This is a genomic window from Vibrio owensii CAIM 1854 = LMG 25443, from assembly GCF_000817815.1.
In the GTDB taxonomy this organism is placed as follows: Bacteria; Pseudomonadota; Gammaproteobacteria; order Enterobacterales; family Vibrionaceae; genus Vibrio; species Vibrio owensii.
In genome coordinates, this window is record NZ_JPRD01000008.1 from 47,811 (window position 1) to 69,101 (window position 21,291).

Genomic DNA, 21,291 nt, shown 5'->3' on the forward strand with positions numbered 1-21,291 from the left:
GACAAAACAAAGCCCTTCACGAGAAGGGCTTTGTTGCGTTTATAAGCGTGAGAGCCTAGTTATTTACCAGCGTCAGACCGCTTGGTAGTGCGTCACCAAAGATACGCTTCGATTCGCTCTCAGAAAGCTCTTTGACTTCTTCAACCAGTGATACCCAAGATTCAGGCACCTTGCTTTGCTTCAGCTTGGTGAGAACTTGCTCACGGTAGTCGTCTGAGATATCAAATAGGCGGTCGCCTGTCTTACGACAAATCATTACGGCTGCGAAAGCGATCATTGGCTCTTTCTGCCAGTTCTGTTCCAACAGCTTAGGTAACCATTGTTCCGCTTGTTCACGAGGAATGACGTTATGCTGGCTGCCATACAAAGGCGTACGCGATGCCAAGCGACCCATAGCCCACCAGTGCGCTTGTTCGAACTGGTTATGGTTGATGGCTTTGCTCAAGAACCACGTAGCCAATAGAACCTTGTCTTCGACTTCTAAATGCTCCAGAGAAGCAGACAAGCGCACCATAGACTCGTAACCCATATCTTGTGCCGCTTTAGCGGATTGTGGGTTTTTCATCGCGCCAGGGTGTAGGTATTTCGCGATGTCCGCCAAGATAGTCTCTTGTTGCTCTTGGCTTAAACCACCTGCGATACGACGCCAGAATACCCACCAGTCAGTCCAACCTTGATGGTTCTTAAACTGAATGTTTTGCTGGTAGAGACCCCAAACTTGCTCAATGCGCCATGAGTCGGTTGGATCGCCAAAGCCCGGACGCAGTGCAAAACCTGCTAAACGAAGCCAGTTTTTCTCGTGCTGTTCAGAGCGGCGGCGACGCTTACGACCTTGTGCAAAGGTATCAAACAGTTGACGTAGGGTCGTGAAATCCCACTCGTCACGTTTGCCCAGTTTCTTCTCAAGATCTTTGGCTAAGGTTTTGATCTCTTTGCTTTCTGCGCTTTTCTTGTTACCGCTGTAAAGGCGAGCGATCAGCTCCTTACATTCGTTCAGTTTAGGGTGAAGCTTAACTTGCTCGCTGTCATCGGTTTGCTTGTTACGAACTTCGAATTCCAGCTCCCAACGTTTGCTGTCATCTTCTGCGCTGACACATTCCATCTTAAGTGTGCCGACTTCAGTCAACTGACACGCCAGCTGTACTTCTACGCGCTCTTTTTGGTTGGCTTTCAGTTCGGCGCCTTCACCTTCAAGTGTGGTGATATAAGGCGGCAGAGGGGCAAACAAGTCGGGGTCAACGTCAACCATGACGCCGTTTTGAATAGCGGTGTTATTGGTTAAGGTGTCGTGGGTAGAAGTCAGCAGGTTAAAGCGAACTGGTTCACCTAGAGTAAGCGAGAAACGACGACCACTTAAGCGGATCTCGTGACCTTCTTCTGTACCTTTTGCAAGCAAACAGAGCGCTTTGCCCATCTTGTTCTTCTCTTGAAGGTGCAAGAAGTAAGAACGCGCTGCACCACCACCAATTTTTAGCTGTGCACCACGACGTGCTTTACCAAACGCAACAGCACCTAATGCAACAGACCAATCTGGATGTGGGTTATCTAATACCGTAACCGGAGCGCCGCGCCAATCGGACAGTAGGGTAGTGACACGCTCAGTCACAAGTTCACTATTGAACACACCACCGTTGAGTAGCAAACCGACTGGAATGGCATTTTGTTTGTCGTCTTCAATGCCAAGAGCGGCACGAGCAACTTGTTGGTGTTGAGTTAAGAACTCGGCAACGTGCTTGCTCACTGCTGGGTCAGCAACGTATGGAAGACCAAACTCGACAACCGCGCTGCGACGTTTGTCTGGTACTTCACTGAAATCAGAAAGCGGGAAGAAGCCATCCAAAGCGATTTGGTGCACTTCTTGTTTGCTCAGCCCAATACTCTTTGTTCCGCCAAGAAGTTTCGAGCCGCTGCCCAGCATGGTGATCTTCACTTCTTCAGGTGCACTCGCTGAAAGCAGGTTTTCTTTCGCTTTACGCGTTTGCTGAATTAGCTTAGTCAGGCTTGCTGCAGTGAGCTTCTTACTTTGGTTGAAGCGGCTTTCCGCAAGGTGTGCTAATGCTAAATCGAGGTTGTCACCGCCTAGCATCAAGTGCTCGCCGACACCAATACGGTCAAGGGCTAGTTCATCTTGAGAAGAGAAACTGGCTTCAATCAAGCTCAAGTCGGTAGTACCACCGCCCACATCACACACCAGAATCAGCGGTAACTCTTTGAGCTCATCAGCTGCGGTTTGCTGGTGGCGTGCGTACCAGTCGTAACATACGGCTTGTGGCTCTTCGAGCAGAACGATTTTCTTTAAACCTGCCAACTCAGCGGCTTCAAGCGTGAGCTTACGAGCGGTTTCATCGAACGACGCTGGAACGGTCACAACCACATCTTGGTCTTCTAGCTTATTGCTAGGGTGACGGTAATTCCATGCTTGACGAATGTGGTTGAGGTAGCTTGCGCTGGCAATGACGGGGGATACTTTATCTACATCTTGTGCACCAGCCCAAGGAAGAATGTCTGAGCTACGATCCACGGCTTGGTGCGATAGCCAGCTTTTAGCACTGGATACCTGACGTCCTTCCACCTTAGCGCCTAATTCACGAGCCCATTCACCCACGATCACATTACTAATGTCGCCAGAGACAGGTTCGTTTTCCCAAGGAAGTGTTAGGTCAGAAGGGGAGATTTGACCAACCGCTGGGTGATAGCGAAAAGAGGGCAGTAATGGTTTACGAACCACTTCACCCGGACCAATCAATTGGTCGATGTCGAATAGGGATACTTCGGATTGTTCAAGGTTGTCGGTGATTTCACAGTACGCCACCACAGTGTTTGTGGTGCCAAGGTCAATACCAACAAGAAAACGAGGAGATGCCATACAAACCTTCGTGTATTTAAAAACGGCACCCGATTGGATGCCGTTTGATTTCTATTTATTCTTCTTCGTTTGAGTTGCTTTTCGCGTCTTCGCGCACATCGAACTCAACATGCCATTTTTGACCGTTATCAGCGGCAATGGCTTCTAAGTAAAGCGTACCAAGCTCTGTGACGCGAGAGGCTAGGGTTACCGGAACCACTTCACCTTCACGACGACCTTCAGATACAGGCAGCGTTACTTGGATTTCTGGAAGCTCTTCAAGCTCTTCTGGTGCCCAGTAGTCTAGGTGAGTACCTGCTAGGTCATCACGACGAACCGTTGAGCCGAAGAATTGGAAGTTAACCGGCTGACCGATGATCAAACCAAACTCTTGGCTTGGTACGTCAACGCTTGAACCTTCTTCCATACCAAATGGTGCAACACACAGTGCTTCCATTGGAGGCGCCATGCCCGGAATCGCTGGCATCGCACTTTCGATACCTACGTAGTACGCCGAAGCAATACCACCACGGATACGAACGCCTTGACCACGACGTACAGAGCCGTAGTAAGCCGCACCGCTAGCAACCGCAAGGTCTAGATCCACACCTGTTAGGCGTTTCGCCATTTCTGCATCTGCTTCAATTAGCCATTCGTTGATCGTGTCTTCTAGACGAGTTGCTAGAAGTTTCGATTTCAGAACACCACCGTTGAATAGGATTGCGGTTGGCTTGATGAAGTCAGCTGATTGGGCTGCATCCGCACCTGGCATACCAGGCATGTTAGCGAATGGGTTGAAGTCTTGAGCTGCTGCTTCTGCGCCATTTCCTGAAGCAGAAAGGGCATTAGCTTGCTTAGACAAGAATGCAGCAATGTGACGAGTGATGCCTGCATCTTGTGCGTAAGGCAGACCCATTTGCGTTAGTGCACCACGGTTACGTTGAACAGGGTGGTCCGTAATCGCAACTTGAGGGAAGAAGCCGTCAACCAGTGTTTGTTGTACTTCTTCTTGAGTCAGTTCTGTTTTCAGCGTTGCGCCAAGCAGTTTAGAACCACGGCTTGGTACTACAATTGGCACTGATTGAAGTTCGCTGTCGTTCAATAGCGCTTCTTTCGCGTCACGACATGCGTGTGTCATTGCCTGAACTTGCCATGGCTGTAGCTCTTTGCCTTCTTGCGCTAGCTTCATCTTCAAGCGGTACGCAAGTGCAAGGTCCATGTTGTCACCGCCAAGTAGGATGTGTTCACCTACCGCGATGCGGTTCAGAGTTAGGTTGCCGTCGTCTTCAGTTACTTCAACCAAAGAAAGGTCGGTTGTACCACCACCGATATCGACCACAAGTACGATGTCGCCAACTTCAACTTCGTCGCGCCATTTGTCGTTACTGTTGTCGATCCAGTTGTAAAGCGCAGCTTGTGGCTCTTCTAGAAGCGTTAGGTGTACAAAACCAACGTTGCGTGCTGCTTCTGCTGTTAGATCGCGAGCAGCAGGATCAAAAGAAGCAGGAACCGTAATAGTCACGTCTTGATCGGCAAGGTTGTGATTTGGGTTCGCGTGATTCCAAGCGTCTTTTAGGTGCTCTAGGTAAAGCTCTGTCGCACGAAGAGGGGATACTTTTTCCACTTCTTCTGGGCTACCTGCTGGCAGGAAAGCATCACGACGGTTTACACCAGCGTGGCAAAGCCAAGATTTCGCACTTGCAACAAGACGAATTGGCGTTTTCGAACCTAGGTTACGTGCAATTGCACCAACCAGAGCTTTTGGCTCGCTCGACCACGGAAGAACGCGTGATTGCGGGTTCATTTCGTGCTCGTGCGGCTGGTATAGGAAAGAGCCTAATTGGCTACGAGTTTCTACCGTACCCGGCGCAGTAAGCTGCGGGATAGGCATCACTTCAACGCGAGCGTCTTCGTCGTGAGTATCAACAAAAGACATGACACAGTGTGTTGTACCTAAGTCGATACCGACACTGAATTTAGGCGTCTGTTGAGTTTCAACAGACGCTTCTTGAGAATGGTTTTCTTGGTTCATGTGTTCCATTACAGCTCAACCTCAGCTGGAGCGATCACAGATGCATCGTAGTTCTCAGCCAGTTTAGGCAACGTCATTGATGTTGCTTTCCAACCTTTGTGAACTAGCGTGCCGTTGAATGGCGCACTGCCTGTTACGTTGCCAGTTAGGCGGATTTCTTGTGGGTTGAAGCCTTCTTCAACCGTAATGCGAGTTTCTTCGTCTTCGTTACGAACGTGCGCTAGCGTCACGTAGTCGTTAAGTACTTTCTGACCGCCAGTGTGGATTACGCGAGCGGCCGCGCCTACTTCTTCATCAGAGAATGACGTTAGGTCTTCTTTTAAGAAGTCAATTAGGCGAGCTTCTTGTTGCATGATAGAAAGCAGCTGCATTGCAGAGTCCGTTGATGCAGTTGCAAGTTTTGATTCAACTTCTACAACACGCTCTACGACTTTCTCTACTTCCACTACTTTTTCTACTTCAACGATCTTCTCAACTGGCTTCTCAACCTCGACGATTTTCTCGACCGGTTTTTCTACCACTTTCTCGACCACTTTTGATTTGCGCGATACCGCGATCAGAAGAAGCAAAACACTCGAAGCTGCCAAACCAGCATGCAGCATATCGAACGTTTGAGGAATTAGGTTCAAATCAATGTTCATGACGTTTTTTCTCTTTCTATTGATTTATTGGTGCTCAGTATTGGCTCATGTGTTTACTAAAAGGATCGTCTTTGCGACCTGCACCAAGTTTAGACATTAAAATGATGGTGGATGGTAGCATATTCAAGGCTTAAGACTGTAATAATTCGTGAATATACCGCATGATTAGCATGAAAAATCAACGATTAGACGGAGCGGCAAACGTTGTTGCTTGATGTTTACCCACATGTGGCGCAGTATTTCCATCATTATCGAAGCATTGCACGCAAAAAACGTGGAACACGAAATGACATATAGCACGGCTCAACAGAGCATTTTCAAACGATATTCTGCTTCTATTGTAGCCTTTATTACGGTCATTATCGTTACCGCTGGCATGGTTGGTGTTGCCTATAAAATTCAACAGCGTTACACCATGACCATCTTTGATACCTTGGCTGACCGCCAAGCGGAGTCTCTTAAACTTGCCGTAGAAAACGATCTTGAGTTCATCGGTGCAGGTGCGAACTTTTTTCATTCCGTTGATAAGTCTTACTGGACGCAATTTCCTTACTATGCGAAGCAAGTAGTGGGCAGCTCAGAGAGTTTGATTGCTTTACAATGGATGCAACGTGTTGAGCCGAGTGAGTTAGAAAGTTACCTCGCTAAGACACGTCAAACTTTCCCAGACTTTCAGATCTTTACCGTACCCAAGGATGGCGAGAAGACATTCGGATACATCCTTAAAGACGATGCACCTGCTTACGTGGCAACTGATATTTATCCAAGAACCGCAACCAACCTGTCTTTGCTCGGCTTTTATTCCTCACGTCTGCGTTTTGAGTTGATCCTAGATGACATCATTACTCATGACAGAGCCAACATTTCAGACAAAGTTCGTCTATTACAAGATGGCTACGACCAGTCATTAGAGAAAACCGGTTTATTGGTTTATCACCCAGTATTCAGCTTCGACAAACAAGAATTGCTTGGTGTCGTTGTTGGGGTAGTGCGCAGCACGGCTTACTTCGATCAACTGATCACAAAGACGGCAACGGAATTGGATATGTCCGTCAAGGTTGAAGATAAGGGGTTTGATGCTTACGACGATCCTCTGTTGTTTAAGAGTGAAAACTGGAACGCTTTAAACGGTAAGATCATCAGCCGTACTATTCATTTGCCAAACCGAGATTGGGTCATCGAATTTAAACTTTCGGAATCCGTATCTGCGTGGGAGCGTTCAGTACTGTATGGTACAGGCATCGCGGGTTTGGTTATCGCCTTCTTGATTAGCTATATCGTTAATCTACAGTCGCGTGAGAAGGAACGCCTTGCGGTGATGCTCGACAATAAAACGGTGGAGCTAAAGCGCATGGCAGAGTTAGATCCATTGACCCAATTACTGAACCGACGCGTATTTAACGATAACTTACTGCACTACATTAATAGTGACGTTAAGTTTTCTTTAGTGGGCTTCGATATTGACCGTTTTAAGCTTATTAACGACAAATATGGGCACTTGGCCGGTGATGAAGCGTTATTGCACGTAACCAAGTTGGTGAACGCAAATCTACTTGATGGTGACCGCTTTTACCGTGCCGGTGGTGATGAGTTCTGCATTTTATCGCGAGTGACGGACAAAGAAGAGTTGGCCGTCTACTTAGATAAGCTGCGTGGGATAGTGGCGAGCTCTCCGTTTGAGTACGAAAGTACGCCAATCATTTGTTCGCTGAGCATCGGTGCTGCGGTGCACAAAGATGAAGATCCTGAGAGTTTGTTCCACAAAATGGACGTGCAGCTCTACCAAAGTAAGGAAAATGGTCGAAACTCTGTATCGATCGGCGATTAATTCAGCGAGCAAATTCGAGTTTTGAGATTGGTTACGGTAGAATCTCACGCTTTCAAATTTACGTTAGGAATCAAGACAAACTATGAACCATAACCGTATCGTCTGCTTCGATTTAGAAATGTGCTGCTGGAATGAAAACGGCGTGGGTCGCACGGGCGAGATCATTGAAGTTGGTTTGGCTGAAATAGATTTGTCTAAAGGTGAAATCGTAAAGCGCGCGCAATACTACGTGAAACCAGAACACGATGAAGTTTCTCTGTTCTGCGCCGAGTTAACGGGTATCACACCGCGTAAGATTGAAAAGCAAGGTCGACCACTAGAAGAAGTTCTCAAATCGATGCTGAAGAACTTTGGCGGACGCAATAAGATTTACGCATCATGGGGACGTGATGACCTTATCTTGCTTGAAGAGTGCCAACAAAAAGGTATTGATGCACCATTCACCGAGTTCATTAACCTAGCAACCTTGTACCGCATTCAAAACCGTCTTAAAGAAAAACGTATTGGACACAGAGCAGCGCAAGAAGCCAAAGGTATCGAGTGGGAAGGTCGTCAGCATTCCGGTTATGTGGATGCATACAACTTGGCGAAACTTGCACTGACCATGCTATAAGCTTCTGTTTTCATAAATCTTTCATTGGATTTCAGTCTGCTCGTCATAAGCCAGCTCTAAATTAGTTATTAATAAATAACAACAATGTTGGCTAGACTCTTGCGGAGATGACGATGTTTGATTCGGGCAAATCCAGACTAGAGATATAAAAAACGCGCTCATGTAGCGCGTTTTTTATTGGTTCTTATTTTTGTTGAGGCTGTATTTTATTGAGGTAGCGCTTTACTGAGACTGTAGTTTTGCTCGGATAAAGTCGCTGTGGTCGACGTAGAGTAGCTCTGCTGTTTTGCGAATTACGGCATCTTCCAATGGGTCAATTTCACCGTCAGCGTACGCCACTTCCCACATACTCTTAATCAGTTCATAGCGGGTTTCTTGTGAAAGTTCACGCAGTTGAGACGTAAAGTCATAAAGGGAAGTCGATTCACTCGATCGGTTCTGAGCCTGATTCAGTAGTGTGTCGGTCTCTTCTTCCGTTAGGGAAAGCAATTTCATGATCAAAGAGCGTTTGGTTGCTTGCTCTCTTTCATCGATTTGATGGTCCGCACCAGCCACTTCACAAAGCAAGCAGGCTATCGCCATATTGGGTGACAGCGTGTTGGATTGGCTAAGGTCCGAGCCTTCTATAAGTTGTTTAAATAATGAAGTAAGCGAATTAAACATGTTGAGCACCAAGCTGTTATCTATTTATTTAAAATGGTAATGGATTGAGCAAATCTCAAGGTCTTGATGAAATTTGATCAAGATCTCATACGATTGAGATGACATTTTTGCTCAATACAGTATTTGACCGCCAAAAAGCGGATTTATTCCTCAACCTTTGTCGGCGGGAAATCGATTGAATCGCCTTCACTCGTTAAGATACTGATATTATTTGGCTTTCCGTCTTTATCCAATCTCAGCTCGCCAATCGCACTTTGGTTCACGAGTCGATAAAAATTGTGGTTGCTTGGTGCGCGTTTAAAAATCTTCAAACGCTTACGTTTGGTAAACAAGTTCAATGGCGAGCGAGGGCTATACAGCAGACGATCCATTGCATCACATGCGCTCAGAAGTTGCGCTGGAAACTGGTTCTTAATCCCACTACACGTAATCTGATAGATGTTTGGACTATTACGGCGAAAACGCAATTTGATGTCATAGGCGAAAGAGTAGTGTACATCACCAGAGAGAATCACGAAGTTAGTTGGGGTTTTGGTGTGAGTGAAAATACTGATCAAGGTATTCGCACTGCCCGGATGCGCCATCCAGTTTTCCGCGTCAATCAACAACGGCTGACCAAAACTGGTCATGATACGTTGCAGCGTCTCAATAAACTTCACACCAAACATGGGTGCAGCAGAAACGATGATCACTTTGTCTTGATGCATCAACTCTTGTTGGAATTCAATCAAGGCTTCCCAATCCATCAAGCCCGACGGTTTATTCATGCGTGATTCTGAACGCCAACGACGAGTACGTGTATCCAGTACCACCACTTTTGGTGAGGTGTGAATCGTGTAGTGCCAATCTTCAAAACGATAGAGGTACTTTATGAACTCGTCTTGAGATTCTGAAGTCAGCTCTTCAAAGTAACGGCGCGCATGCTCCATAAACGGGGCGTTGAATTTTTCTGGCGCGTTTCCCCAACCTTGGCATAGCCAGTAAGCGATCAGGCTGTTACCGATGATGCGATGTGAGAAGAGGTTCTCATTGGCTGCTTTTTCCCAGCCAACCGTTAGGTTCCAATCGTCGGTCACGTCATGGTCATCAAAGATCATATAAGTAGGAACGTGAGCGAGTAAATGCTGGACTTTATCCAAGCCTTCGACAAACGCATCAATATGGACTTTCTCATCACGCCAATGTTGTTGCCATTTCGGCTCTAACGCTTTTCCGCCCGTTATAAATTCTCTTTCCAATAAACGTTCACGATTGACTAACGTCCAAGGTACTGGAGACCAAACGAGTAGGTACATCGCAAACAGCTCGGCAAAACTGATGAGGTGGTTTTCGCATTCACGTGAACTGAAAATAGGGGTGCCACGATGAGGGAAGAACTTGCTAAGTAAGCTGCCATCGTCCACGTAGTGGGGCAGAATGTTATCTCGACCATAAAAGCAATCTGGGCTTTGATACAGTTCTTGCGTGTTTTTGATCGGTGCTTGCGCGAACTCTTCATCAGGCAAGCCTAGTAACTCGACCAATTGCTCAATCGCATCCAGCATTGGACCGGCTACATGATCGGCATAGATTTGGTCACCGCTCATGATGAGCATATCAGGGCGGTCTTCTATCGGCTGGCTAGCAACTTTTGCGTCAGCTTGAACTAGTGTGTCTTTACTAAAATGATGTGGGTTACGACATGAGCCATGCAGGACATAATCGGCTTTTTTAATGATTAGGAACTCCACACCTTGCGCTGAATCTGTGTCTTCACCGTAGACTAGGTGGGGCATCAACTCGGTTAACAAACCGGATTGGGTATGGATTTGATAGCGCAATGCTTGATGGGTAGGAAACTCACCTTGCAGCGTGAGCATGCAAACCCAAGCGCGTTTACCAACTTGTAATAGATGCTCTGCCGATACTGGTTGAGAGTAATATTGCGCCCCAGTGGTTACATCGTTGATTTCAATCAAGCCTTCAAGAGGTTGCGTCGTCACCAACCAAATGTTCACTTCCGTTGCGGTGACTTTTCTTAAAATCGGACCGGCAACAATCAGAGGAAGAGAGGAAAGTTCGTTGGTGTTGAGCGATGTTGGCAAAGCGGTTCCTTAATATTTTGAATCAGTGTTCTGAATCTTCTTCGAGTATTTCGATAACTTGCGAACTACTAAGTTCATGTCCCATCAGAAATAAACCTAACATAGCATCGGCTTTAGATGCACTGTCGCTGTCTTCATCGAGAATTTGCTGTAGACGAGTACGGATCAGGTCGATTTCATGATCAACAAAACCGCGACCTTCTTCTTCGCCTTGGCCATCTTCTGGTGCGTTATCGAAATGCATAAACAGCATGTCACCATCAAGAGTGGTGCTTTCCAAGCGTTCTGGTAGCCATTCTTCACCCATCACGATATCGGGGTCGCTACCTTCCGGCAAGTTGTTGATTATGGAGATGAGTTCGGATGCTTTCACGATAAACTGCGGCTTTGGTCATTGGTTTTCTATTGTATCGGCGAATCTGGCAAAAATCTAAATCTCATTGCTGAGAGAAGAGAGAATTTTGACCGTTTCGTGTTTGATTGCGTGCAGAGTAATCAACCAATGAAAAAGAGCTCGTTTCCGAGCTCTTTGTTAAAGGGGGAGGCTGGGTTTATTGGCAGCTGCCTTCAAAAGTCCATAGCCAATAGTTATCGAATGGATTCGCCCCCCAGTTGTCTTGTGAGGCGACAAAGTGATTGCCCCAGTATTTCACCGCCGTGCCCGCAGGGTAGTAATAGTAAGGAGACCACTCTTCTAGGTCTGCACACTGATCTTGTGGAACTGGCTCTGGTTGTGGCGCTTCTAACTCTGCGCTCACTGCCACATAAACGTCCGATGAACCTTGCGTGTTCGCCGCGAGTACGTAGATATCTGCTCCTTTAATACCACTGAAACCGCAATACTCGTGGTTACCTTGGTTAGTCGAAACGCAGTCGTAGTCAGAAAGTGTTGCTGGACGGTCGATTGCAACATACATGTCGACATTGCCATAGCCATTGTAAGTTTGCACCCATACCTCATCAGCCGGAGACTGACGCAAGACAAACTGTTGTTCGCCATTCGGTGTGATTTCAACAGGTGTTGGCATATTGATTTCCAACTCTGTCGTCCCTTGCTCTGGATCAGGATTCGGTGTTGGCGTTGGTTGTGAATCGCCGCAGTTCATTATTTGCACCCCAACTTCTGCGAACGCTGAGGTTACTGCAGAGCCATCATATCCAAGTTTTTGTGCTGCTTTACAAACGCCTTCCGCACCTTGTTGGAAGTTCGAGTTAGGTTGCCAGTAAAGTTGGTTGGCCGTCGCATAAGCAACAAATGCTTTCTTGATGTCCCAACTTGGGCTCATTGCCAAATGGTAGAAGGCTTTGTTGAAAATGCCTGAGCTGTGGTGCACATCGATGCCATTGTAGTATTGGTTGATATGGTCGATCGAGGAACCGTCATGGCTTGGGTTGATGAAGTAACGCATAGCTGGCGAGTATTTCATAACGTGTTCGCCCATCTTCCAATTAAAGCTGCCATGCACATATTGGCTAAGTGCTGCAGCGGCGACATCGGAAAAGGACTCATTCATTCCGCCCGACATACCACGATATTCCAACCCAGAGTTTTGCTCGGTAAAGCCATGGCTAACCTCATGAGCAATAACGTCCCACGTTGCCAGTGGGTACATTGAGTTATTGCCGTCACCAAAGGTCATTTGGCGACCATCCCAAAAAGCATTCCCGTAGTTCGAACCGTAGTGAACTCGCATGGTTAGCTTTTGACGAATAGGACGCGCACCAATCCAATCTTGGTACATATCAAACACGCGTTGACCAAAATAGTGCGCATCATTCATTGGAGCGTAGGCGCCATTTACTTCTCGATAGTTATTCACGTTACAGTCAAAACGATGAACTTGGCCACCCCATTGTTGGTTGTTCATGTTGAGGGTTATGACGTTTTCACTGTCCATTTGGCAGTATTGATTAACTTGGAATCCACCAAACTTGGTGTTGGGACCAAAGTAATAACGGCCGCTTTTGCGGTTGCCTCCCGGTCCTTCGGCTTCCAAAAACGCGATCCCATCCCATTGGTCGACGATCTCGCCTGATTTTGCGTCCACCAAAGTGATAGGGCGGGAAGGGCGGAAATTCTTAATCTGGATTGCATCGACTTTGTAAATCAACCGCGCGGTTTGTTGCTCATCTAACCAGACCATTAGCTCTGCCTGAGCGTCATCACTTGGCGAGTTTTCATTACTTGGAGATGTGCTTGCGGCGACACCTTGACGGTTGCCCGTTGCGATCTCAATGGCTTGCTTGCCACTGATCATAGGTAGGGTTGAATCAATATCGCTCTCAATGCCGACAACAACATCACCATCGACAGGTTGAGCAAATCCTCGAGTAGAGAGATCGGCTACAACGGAGTGTCCGTAAACCGGTATGCCGTAATGGAGTTGCTGTTTGCGAATCAAAATTTGATTACCGATTTCGACTCGATTGATGTCTCGATAACTCAGCTTAGTGTTCGCCGCGGAATAAGACGCTCGTTGTGTGTTATTGAGTGCCGTAGATAGATCCGTTTGTGAATGGTCCAGAATTTGTGCTGCATGTGAAGCAAAAGCGAAGGGCGCAAGCGTTAATAAAGTGACGTTTCGCATAGTTTACCTTTTATTATGTGTATTTATTTGCATAAGGAATGCGAGTGCAGAGTAAAGATAATTAAGCGATATGTTTAAGTGCAATTAATTGAATATTTGACGTTAATTCAAAATAAATTTATAAATTGTTCAAGGTTTGTACTGTGATATGAAGGTAGACGGAGTCTTGTAGGAATTTTTACCCGATCTTAGACCAAAGTCAGATATACTCTTTTTCAATCGAGACCTTCTCAAATTACAGTGACATAGGAGAGCTATGAAACACCTAGTAGGAGCATCGTTAGTATGTTCTGGTTTATTGCTGAGCGGTTCGGCGTTGGCTGAAACAAAGCACGCGGAGCAAGAGTGGGGCATTGCGGCAATGTACCGAACGGCATCGATCCCGTTTTATACAGCCAATGATGACTCAACGGTGAGCACGTTTGTGCCAATGATGTTCTTTGAAAACGAACACTTGTACATCGACGGTATCGAAGGCGGTGTGTTCTTATTTGATGAGAGCGATTCTAACTGGCGTACCAGCGCCATCATGCGATTACGCTTTGTTGATATTCCTAAATCCATTCAAAATGCGTTTGAAGGGGATCGTGTCGATTTCGGTGGCCAAATTCGTTATAACTTCGATGAAAACTGGCGCGCTGAATTTGAAGTCATGACGGATGACGAATTTCAATTTCACTCTAACTACCGCATCGCTGCGAACTATGAATTGGGCGATTGGGAGTTAGAACCCTCTTTTACCATTCGTTATAAAGATGCCGACTTCAACAGTTCGTACTACTCATTTAAAGATTCAACAGGTGAGAAAATTGGTGCGGGTATTGATGCGAACTTGGGTATCAAAGCACGTTACCACGTAATTTCTAACCTGTATCTATTGGGTGAAACCAGCATCACGCGTCTGGATAGTGAGGCGTATAACAGCCAAATCGTAGAAGACCGTTACCAAGGTGAAGTGTTCGTCGGCTTTGGCTTCTTCAACGATAAAGGCAAAGAGCGTAAGTCTGATTTGCGTAATCGCCCGTATCTTCGAATTGCACATGGCTGGGCAACACCTTCGAACATGGGTGACATCTTTAAGTTCAATGCTGAGAAAGATGAATACAATAACCAACTGACGTCTTTCTTCTACGGGCATCCGCTGACTGACGAGCTATTTGGCTTACCTCTAGATATCTATCTAACCCCAGGTCTTGTTCACCATTGGTCGTCAGACGTGCAATCTTCTAGCACTGAATATGTGATGGCGATTAAAGCGTATTACACCTTTAATTGGCCTACGAAATGGCGTTTTGGTGTTGCAGAAGGTATGTCTTACATCGATAACATTACCTATATCGAAGGGACAGAGATGGAAGAGAAGGGTTATACACCAAGCAACCTGCTCAACTATCTCGATTTCTCATTGGATGTAAACGTCGGTGACCTGTTCAACCAAAAAGATTGGGAGAACATGTGGGTCGGTTACTCACTGCATCACCGCAGTGCGATCTTCGAGAACGCATCACAGTTTGGTCGTATCAAAGGCGGCAGTAACTACAATACGATCTACTTCCAGTACGATTTTTAAGCTCAGCTGAAAACAAATATAAATAAGCCTCATCTTGACATGAGGCTTATTTATTTCCTGTTAATTGGTAATTATTCTTATTTCTATTCTTCTGTATTTGTAATTGTTATCCATTCAATTTAAAAACTATTCTAATATTTAATTGAATTGACACCTCTCTGACCTATTAATATTTCATTCATATAAAACGTTGGAATGAAATATAAGATTGCATTTTGTATTTTTTAATAATTGACTGTGGTCAAGATTATCACCCCTTAAATCTACAAGGATATTAATAGTGGCGGGTGGCCATGCCTTAGTTGCTCAAGGCTTGTGCTATCTAGCTTAATTGATGGTTTTGTAGAAATGTTGCTTTGATTTGCCTTGTGTATTAATTAAAGCGAAATTAGATATTTTCAATGAATGCCTATTTTGAAAATACAATCTCTATGTCTTTTATTTCTAACGAGTGTTCTTTCCCCACTTAAAGCCATTAATTAAGCGCCACGACCAAATTCAAAAACGTAATTTAGGAAAAAACCATGAGTCAAAATGGTAAGTTTAATATTACTCGGCGTGATGCTTTAAAGGGCGGCTCTGCACTTGGCGCTTTGGCGTTAGCAGGAAACGCGCTTTCTCTCCCGTTTGCAACTAAAGCGGTTGCCAAAGAAACACCAGCAAAACCAAACGAAAAAATTGTCTGGTCGGCATGTACCGTAAACTGTGGTTCTCGTTGTCCACTTCGTATGCACGTGGTCGACGGTGAAATCAAATGGGTAGAAACCGATAACACGGGTGATGATGTGTACAACCACAATCACCAAGTTCGCGCTTGTTTGCGTGGTCGCTCTATGCGTCGCCGTGTTTACTCACCAGACCGTTTGAAATACCCACTTCTTCGCGTTGGTAAGCGTGGTGAAGGTAAGTTCAAACGTATCACTTGGGATGAAGCCTTTGACCTCATTGGTGATAACCTAAAACGCATCATTAAAGACCACGGTAACGATGCGGTGTACCTAAACTACGGTACAGGTACGCTTGGTGGTACAGTAACTAAGAGTTGGGATCCGAGCGCGACATTGGTTGCACGTATGATGAACCTTTGTGGTGGTTACCTAAATCACTACGGTGACTACTCTGCAGCAAACATCGAATGTATGTCAGAGTACTTCTACGGTTCATTCGTTGATAACAACTCGATTGATGATGTTCAAAACGCAGACCTATGTCTGATGTTTGGTAACAACCCAGCAGAAACCCGTATGTCCGGTGGTGGTCAGGTTCACAACTATGTGGATGCGAAAAACATCAGTCACACTCGCACGATTTGTATCGACCCTCGTTACACTGACACCGCTGCAGGCCGTGAAGACCAATGGATTCCTATCAAGCACGGTACAGATGCAGCTTTAATTGCAGCCATCGCCCATGTATTGATTACGGAAGACAAAGTCGATCAAGACTTCCTTGATCGCTACTGTGTGGGTTATGACCGTAAAACGCTTCCTGCATCAGCGCCAGAAAACGGCAGCTACAAAGATTACATCATGGGTACTGGCCCAGATGGCATCGAGAAAACCCCAGAGTGGGCACAGCCTATCACGGGCATTCCAGCGGATGTGATTTTGAAACTTGCACGTGAAGTTGGCGATGCTAAACGCATTTACATTACCCAAGGTTGGGGTCTACAACGCTCAGCGAATGGTGAGCAAGCGTGTAAAGCGGTAATGATGTTGTCATTGCTACGTGGTCAAGTTGGCTTGCAAGGTGGTGGTACTGGTGCTCGTGAGGGTAACCACTCATACCCATTCCAACGCTTCCCGAAAGTGCCAAACCCGATCAGCGCTTCTATCCCAATGTTCCTTTGGACAGACGCGATTTACCGCGGTACGGAAATGACAGATTTGACCGACGGCATTAAAGGCGTTCAGAAGCTACAAAACAACATCAAGTTCATCTGGAACTACGCAGGTAACTGTCTGATTAACCAACACTCAGACATCAACCGCACACACGAAATTCTTCAAGATGAAAAAGCGTGTGAAATGATTGTGGTGATCGATAACCACATGACGTCTTCTGCGAAGTATGCCGATATCGTATTGCCAGACTGTACAACGTCAGAGCAATCGGATTTCTGTATGGATGGTGCGGCTGCATCAATGCCTTACTTCATCTTTGCGAGCCAAGCGATTAAACCTCGTTTCGAATGCAAACCTATCTACGACATTATGTCTGGTGTGGCAAAACGCATGGGCGTGTTTGATGAGTTTACTGAAGGTCGCACTCAAGAAGAGTGGCTGCAATGGATGTACGCTCAGACCGTTAAACAAAATAACGATCCAAACTTGCCGTCTTACGATGAGATGAGAAAGCAGGGCATCTATAAGAAGCAATTCGACCGTCCACACGTGGCGTACGAAGACTTCCGTCGTGACCCAGAAGCGAACCCATTACCATCGCCATCGGGCAAGATTGAAATCTACTCAGAGACGTTAGCGAAGATCAACGAAGAGTGGGAACTGGACGAAGATGAATCTATCAAGCCATTACCAGAATACGTTTCGACGTTTAATGGCTGGGACTCTCCTGATCGTAAAGAGTACCCACTTCAGTTAACGGGTTTCCACTACAAAGCTCGTGCGCACTCTACGTACGGCAACGTCGACATCCTAAAAGCAGCGGCACCACAGGAACTTTGGATCAACCCGATTGATGCAGCGTCACGCAACATCGATAACGGTGACTTGGTTAGCGTGCGCAGCAAGTTCGGTGAAATGAACGTTCGCGTAAAAGTAACCCCACGCATCATGCCACACATCGTTGGCTTAGGTGAGGGCGCATGGTACTCACCAAATGGTAAAGGTGTTGACCAAGCGGGTTCAATTAACGTGCTGACGACACAACGTCCAAGCCCGTTGGCAAAATCAAACCCGAGCCATACCAACCTCGTTGAAGTGACGCTAATTAAGAAAATGGGGGCTAAATAATGAGCACAGCGAAGCAGTATGGCTTTTACATTGATTCAAGCAAATGTACTGGCTGCAAAACATGTCAGCTCTCTTGTAAAGACAACAAAGATCTGGGTATCGACCGCAACTTCCGTCGTGTTTACGAATACGTAGGCGGCAACTGGACAGAAGAAAACGGCGCGTTCCGTCAAAACGTGTTCGCGTACTACCTATCGATCTCTTGTAACCACTGTACTAACCCTGCGTGTACCAAGGTTTGTCCATCAGGTGCAATGCACAAGCGTGAAGAAGATGGCTTTGTTGTTGTTGATGAAAGCGTGTGTATCGGCTGTAAATCTTGTCACATGGCGTGTCCTTACGGCGCACCTCAATACAGCGAAGAAAAAGGTCACATGACTAAGTGTGATGGCTGTTACGAACGTGTCGCAGAAGGCTTAATGCCAGTGTGTGTTGATAGCTGTCCATTGCGTGCGATTGAGTTTGGTCCAATTGATGAGCTACGCGCGAAATACGGTTCAAACGCGGATGTGGCACCACTGCCAGATTCTCGCATTACGAGCCCGAACTTGATCGTGAAGCTAAATCCAAATGGTCGTCCAACCAATGACCGCACTGGTTTCCTACAGAATCCAAGAGAGGTGAAATAATGTTATACGAAGCACCATTAGTTGCCTTTACGGTTCTTGCTCAAACAGCGGTTGGCGCACACCTAACGGTTAATGCGTTCGAGAAATTCGGCAAGCCACCACGCGTGACAGAACCTCGTATGAACATCGCACGTTTCGCAATTTTGGTTGTAATGGGATTGGGTTTCTTGTTCTCAACCACTCACTTGGGTAGCCCACTTCGTGCCTTCAACGCATTAAACCGTGTGGGTAGTGCGGCGCTATCTAACGAGATCTTAACGGGTGCAAGCTTTCTGTCTCTAGCGGGTTTGTACTGGTTGCTGACGATTCTAAAAATCGGTAGCGAAGGCGTTCGTAAAATCGTGAACTGGTTGTCTATCGCCGTTGGCGTGATTTTCATGTTCGCGATGGCAAATGTTTACCAAATCGAAACGGTACCAGCATGGTACTCACCAATGACAACGGTTGCGTTTTGGTTCACGGTCGTGACTTCAGGTCTGATGTTTGGTTACACGCTGATCAACGTATTGGACGTGACGGCTGAGAAAACCAATCGTCGCCTAATGTGGGCTGGTGTAAGCCTGATTGCGCTGAACCTAGCGTTCTCAGTAATGCAGACGATTTACTTCGCAGGTATCTCAACGGCGATTCACAGTGGCTTGGATCAAATCACAATGCTATCTGGCTATGTTGCTGGTCATGTGTTGTTGCTTGTGGTTGCTGCTGCTCTTTGGGTATTCGCTGAGTTGTTTACCGCAGAAGGTCGTCAGAAGAACTTGCTGGTTATCGCGGCATTCGTTGCTTTGTTCGTCGCAGAGATTCTGGGTCGCAACGTGTTCTACGGCATGCACTTTACATCTGGTCTGTACTGATAGCCGTTATTTGTGCTGATAAACATTATTTGTACTGATAACAATTAGCAGAGTGGGGCGAGTGTTCGTCCCACCTCTTTTCCGTTTCACTTAATCGAAGAATAAAGACAACAGTCATCAAAGGTACTTCATGCAAATTTCTCAACTTGAACCACAAGATACCAGCATCGTTCTTAAGCTGTTTGGTGCACTGTTTTACTACCAGCCAAAAGATTACTCGGCGGCAAATCTCGATACGTTGCTGAGCAATACTGATACGCCAATCGAAGCGCTCAATGACATGCTACGCAGCTTTCAAAACGAGAGCGAAGAGGCTCTGCAAATGGAGCACGATCGCATGTTTGCCGGTATTGGTGAGATGCCAGCGCCACCTTGGGGTTCGGCTTATCTGGATAAAGAAGCGGTGTTGTTTGGTGAATCAACCATTGAATATCGTTACTTCTTGCAGCGTTGTGGTTTTGCTTTGGAATCTGACCAACGTGAGCCAGAAGACCAGATCGGCTTGATGCTGATGGTGTTAGGCATGTTGATTGAAACTGAACAGCAAAAACTGGCGGCTGAAATGCTACGCGAACACTTGATGACGTGGTTTGGCTTTTTCAACAAACGCTTCAAAAAAGCCGTGACACTGACGCCTTACTCAAAACTGTCGAACCTTACTGAAGAATTACTTCAGTCCTTGAGCGATCAATACCAAGTCGTTATACCAGCAAAAAGAGATTACTCGGATGCGCCAGTCTGAATCGGTTGATCTAAGCAAGCGACGTCTGTTTTCGTTCCGTCGCGCGCCAGTGGAACAAGCTCAAGAGCCTCGTGTTAAAGCGAGACCGCCGTATGCGGTGGAAGAGTCTATGTTCACTCGGTTGTGTGATGGATGCGGAAAGTGCGCTTCTGCATGTCCGAGCCAAATCATAGAAATGGTCGATGGCGTTGCCGCGTTAGACATCAGTTACTCGGCATGTGATTTATGCGGCGCGTGTAAGTCGGCGTGTCCTACATTGGCACTTTCAAACCAAACAGAGTTTACAGGCTTGATAGCAACTATCTCGAACAGCTGCGAAAACTTATACGGTTATTGTGGTAGTTGTGAGGACAGTTGCCCATATGATGCTTTGCAATGGCAAGATGATATCAAACCTAATATTGACGCTGCAAAATGCAAAGGTTGCGGACAATGCGCGCAAAGCTGCTACAACAGCATGATCAGCTTTGACTTAAAACGATAAAAAAGGGATTGGCGCGAACCAATCCCTTTTTGTTTATACTCAATTCTATTTAATCTTACGCCAAGGTTGCCAATTGGCTTTGCGCAGCTGAAATGCCTTTCGCTGCTGCGTCATCACCCATGTTTAGCGCTTCTGCGTAAACAAACTCCACATCCGTGATACCAACAAAGCCCAATACTGTGCGTAAGTATGGAGTCATGCTGTCAGTTGGTGAGTCTTTATGAAGACCGCCACGAGTGGTGACTACGATTGCTTTCTTACCTTCAATCAGACCTTGAACGCCATTTTCTGTGTATTTGAATGTCACGCCTGCACGAGCAATCAAATCAATCCAGTTTTTAAGCTGAGTTGGAATCGTAAAGTTGTACATTGGTGCTGCGATAACCAAAGTATCCGCTGCTTTGATTTCTTCAATTAAGGTATCAGACAGGTCAACCACCGCTTGTTGCTCTTGTGAAAGATCCTCTGTTGCACGTAGTGCTGTCGCAACGGAAAAGTCTAAAACTGGCAGTGGATTTGCAGCTAAGTCACGAACAGTTAGCTTATCTTGGTCTACATTTTTGATGAAGTCTTCAACCAGTTTGTTTGATTGAGAGTAATCGCCAAGGATGCTTGATTTAAGAGCTAGTACACGAGACATATGGATTTCCTTTAATAAGTGCTTTCGGCTATGTGATGCATTATAGGCAATGCCCATCGACTCAAAACCCGATGGATTCGCTTAAGTTGTTCGAAAAAATTGAATGATT

Annotated in this window: 16 protein-coding genes; 8 read left to right on the plus strand and 8 right to left on the minus strand. The window is 46.2% G+C overall.

The features are described from left to right. Positions 1-55 precede the first annotated feature (55 nt). Genes H735_RS03870 through H735_RS03880 form a run of 3 tightly spaced genes read right to left on the minus strand, consistent with a single transcriptional unit; the run spans position 56 to position 5,518 of the window. A complete protein-coding gene (locus H735_RS03870; RefSeq protein WP_020195931.1) occupies positions 56-2,866 on the minus strand; it encodes an Hsp70 family protein in 2,811 nt (936 codons plus the stop codon). 55 nt (positions 2,867-2,921) lie between these two features. Then, complete coding sequence (locus H735_RS03875; RefSeq protein WP_020195930.1) at positions 2,922-4,886, minus strand: Hsp70 family protein; 1,965 nt, start codon at positions 4,884-4,886, stop codon at positions 2,922-2,924. After that, on the minus strand, positions 4,886-5,518 hold the full coding sequence (locus tag H735_RS03880) for a DUF2760 domain-containing protein (protein ID WP_005442696.1): 633 nt from the start codon (positions 5,516-5,518) through the stop codon (positions 4,886-4,888). Before H735_RS03880 ends, H735_RS03875 begins: the two co-directional genes overlap by 1 nt. A 286-nt stretch (positions 5,519-5,804) precedes the next feature. On the opposite strand from H735_RS03880, the gene H735_RS03885 reads away from it, so the two are divergent. Both H735_RS03885 and H735_RS03890 read left to right on the plus strand, forming a co-directional pair. Next, the gene (locus tag H735_RS03885) at positions 5,805-7,346 is read left to right on the plus strand and encodes a sensor domain-containing diguanylate cyclase (protein WP_027726672.1); all 1,542 of its coding nucleotides are present in this window, start codon (positions 5,805-5,807) and stop codon (positions 7,344-7,346) included. Positions 7,347-7,428: 82 nt separating this feature from the next. Then, complete coding sequence (locus H735_RS03890) at positions 7,429-7,959, plus strand: 3'-5' exonuclease (RefSeq protein ID WP_005442698.1); 531 nt, start codon at positions 7,429-7,431, stop codon at positions 7,957-7,959. 222 nt (positions 7,960-8,181) lie between these two features. Here H735_RS03890 and H735_RS03895 read toward each other — a convergent pair whose 3' ends face one another. From H735_RS03895 to H735_RS03910, 4 genes are all read right to left on the minus strand, one after another. After that, on the minus strand, positions 8,182-8,622 hold the full coding sequence (locus tag H735_RS03895; protein WP_005451837.1) for a tellurite resistance TerB family protein: 441 nt from the start codon (positions 8,620-8,622) through the stop codon (positions 8,182-8,184). A gap of 143 nt (positions 8,623-8,765) precedes the next feature. Beyond that, complete coding sequence (locus tag H735_RS03900; RefSeq protein WP_020195928.1) at positions 8,766-10,706, minus strand: alkaline phosphatase D family protein; 1,941 nt, start codon at positions 10,704-10,706, stop codon at positions 8,766-8,768. A 22-nt stretch (positions 10,707-10,728) separates the two neighbouring features. Next, on the minus strand, positions 10,729-11,079 hold the full coding sequence (locus H735_RS03905) for a VC1380 family protein (protein WP_005442702.1): 351 nt from the start codon (positions 11,077-11,079) through the stop codon (positions 10,729-10,731). Positions 11,080-11,257: 178 nt separating this feature from the next. Beyond that, complete coding sequence (locus H735_RS03910; protein WP_020195927.1) at positions 11,258-13,294, minus strand: M4 family metallopeptidase; 2,037 nt, start codon at positions 13,292-13,294, stop codon at positions 11,258-11,260. Between the two features lie 256 nt (positions 13,295-13,550). Here H735_RS03910 and H735_RS03915 point away from each other — a divergent pair, with 256 nt between their 5' ends. The 6 genes from H735_RS03915 (at position 13,551) to H735_RS03940 (ending at position 20,542) form a co-directional block, all read left to right on the plus strand. Beyond that, positions 13,551-14,864: a MipA/OmpV family protein gene (locus H735_RS03915; RefSeq protein ID WP_020195926.1), complete on the plus strand. Its 1,314-nt coding sequence runs from the start codon at positions 13,551-13,553 to the stop codon at positions 14,862-14,864. Positions 14,865-15,388: 524 nt separating this feature from the next. Continuing rightward, positions 15,389-17,836: a DmsA/YnfE/YnfF family dimethyl sulfoxide reductase gene (locus H735_RS03920; protein WP_005442705.1), complete on the plus strand. Its 2,448-nt coding sequence runs from the start codon at positions 15,389-15,391 to the stop codon at positions 17,834-17,836. Continuing rightward, positions 17,836-18,465: a DMSO/selenate family reductase complex B subunit gene (locus H735_RS03925; protein WP_005433785.1), complete on the plus strand. Its 630-nt coding sequence runs from the start codon at positions 17,836-17,838 to the stop codon at positions 18,463-18,465. The genes H735_RS03920 and H735_RS03925 overlap by 1 nt, the downstream gene beginning before the upstream one ends. Beyond that, positions 18,465-19,316, plus strand: a complete 852-nt coding sequence (locus tag H735_RS03930) for a dimethyl sulfoxide reductase anchor subunit family protein (protein ID WP_020195925.1) — start codon at positions 18,465-18,467, stop codon at positions 19,314-19,316. Before H735_RS03925 ends, H735_RS03930 begins: the two co-directional genes overlap by 1 nt. Before the next feature lie 130 nt (positions 19,317-19,446). Beyond that, positions 19,447-20,058 (plus strand): TorD/DmsD family molecular chaperone, encoded by a 612-nt coding sequence (locus H735_RS03935; protein WP_020195924.1) that lies wholly within the window; start codon positions 19,447-19,449, stop codon positions 20,056-20,058. Then, the gene (locus tag H735_RS03940; RefSeq protein ID WP_020195923.1) at positions 20,045-20,542 is read left to right on the plus strand and encodes a 4Fe-4S binding protein; all 498 of its coding nucleotides are present in this window, start codon (positions 20,045-20,047) and stop codon (positions 20,540-20,542) included. Before H735_RS03935 ends, H735_RS03940 begins: the two co-directional genes overlap by 14 nt. A gap of 55 nt (positions 20,543-20,597) precedes the next feature. On the opposite strand, the gene H735_RS03945 is transcribed toward H735_RS03940, so the two are convergent. Next, positions 20,598-21,182, minus strand: a complete 585-nt coding sequence (locus tag H735_RS03945; RefSeq protein ID WP_020195922.1) for an FMN-dependent NADH-azoreductase — start codon at positions 21,180-21,182, stop codon at positions 20,598-20,600. Between the last annotated feature and the right edge of the window lie 109 nt (positions 21,183-21,291).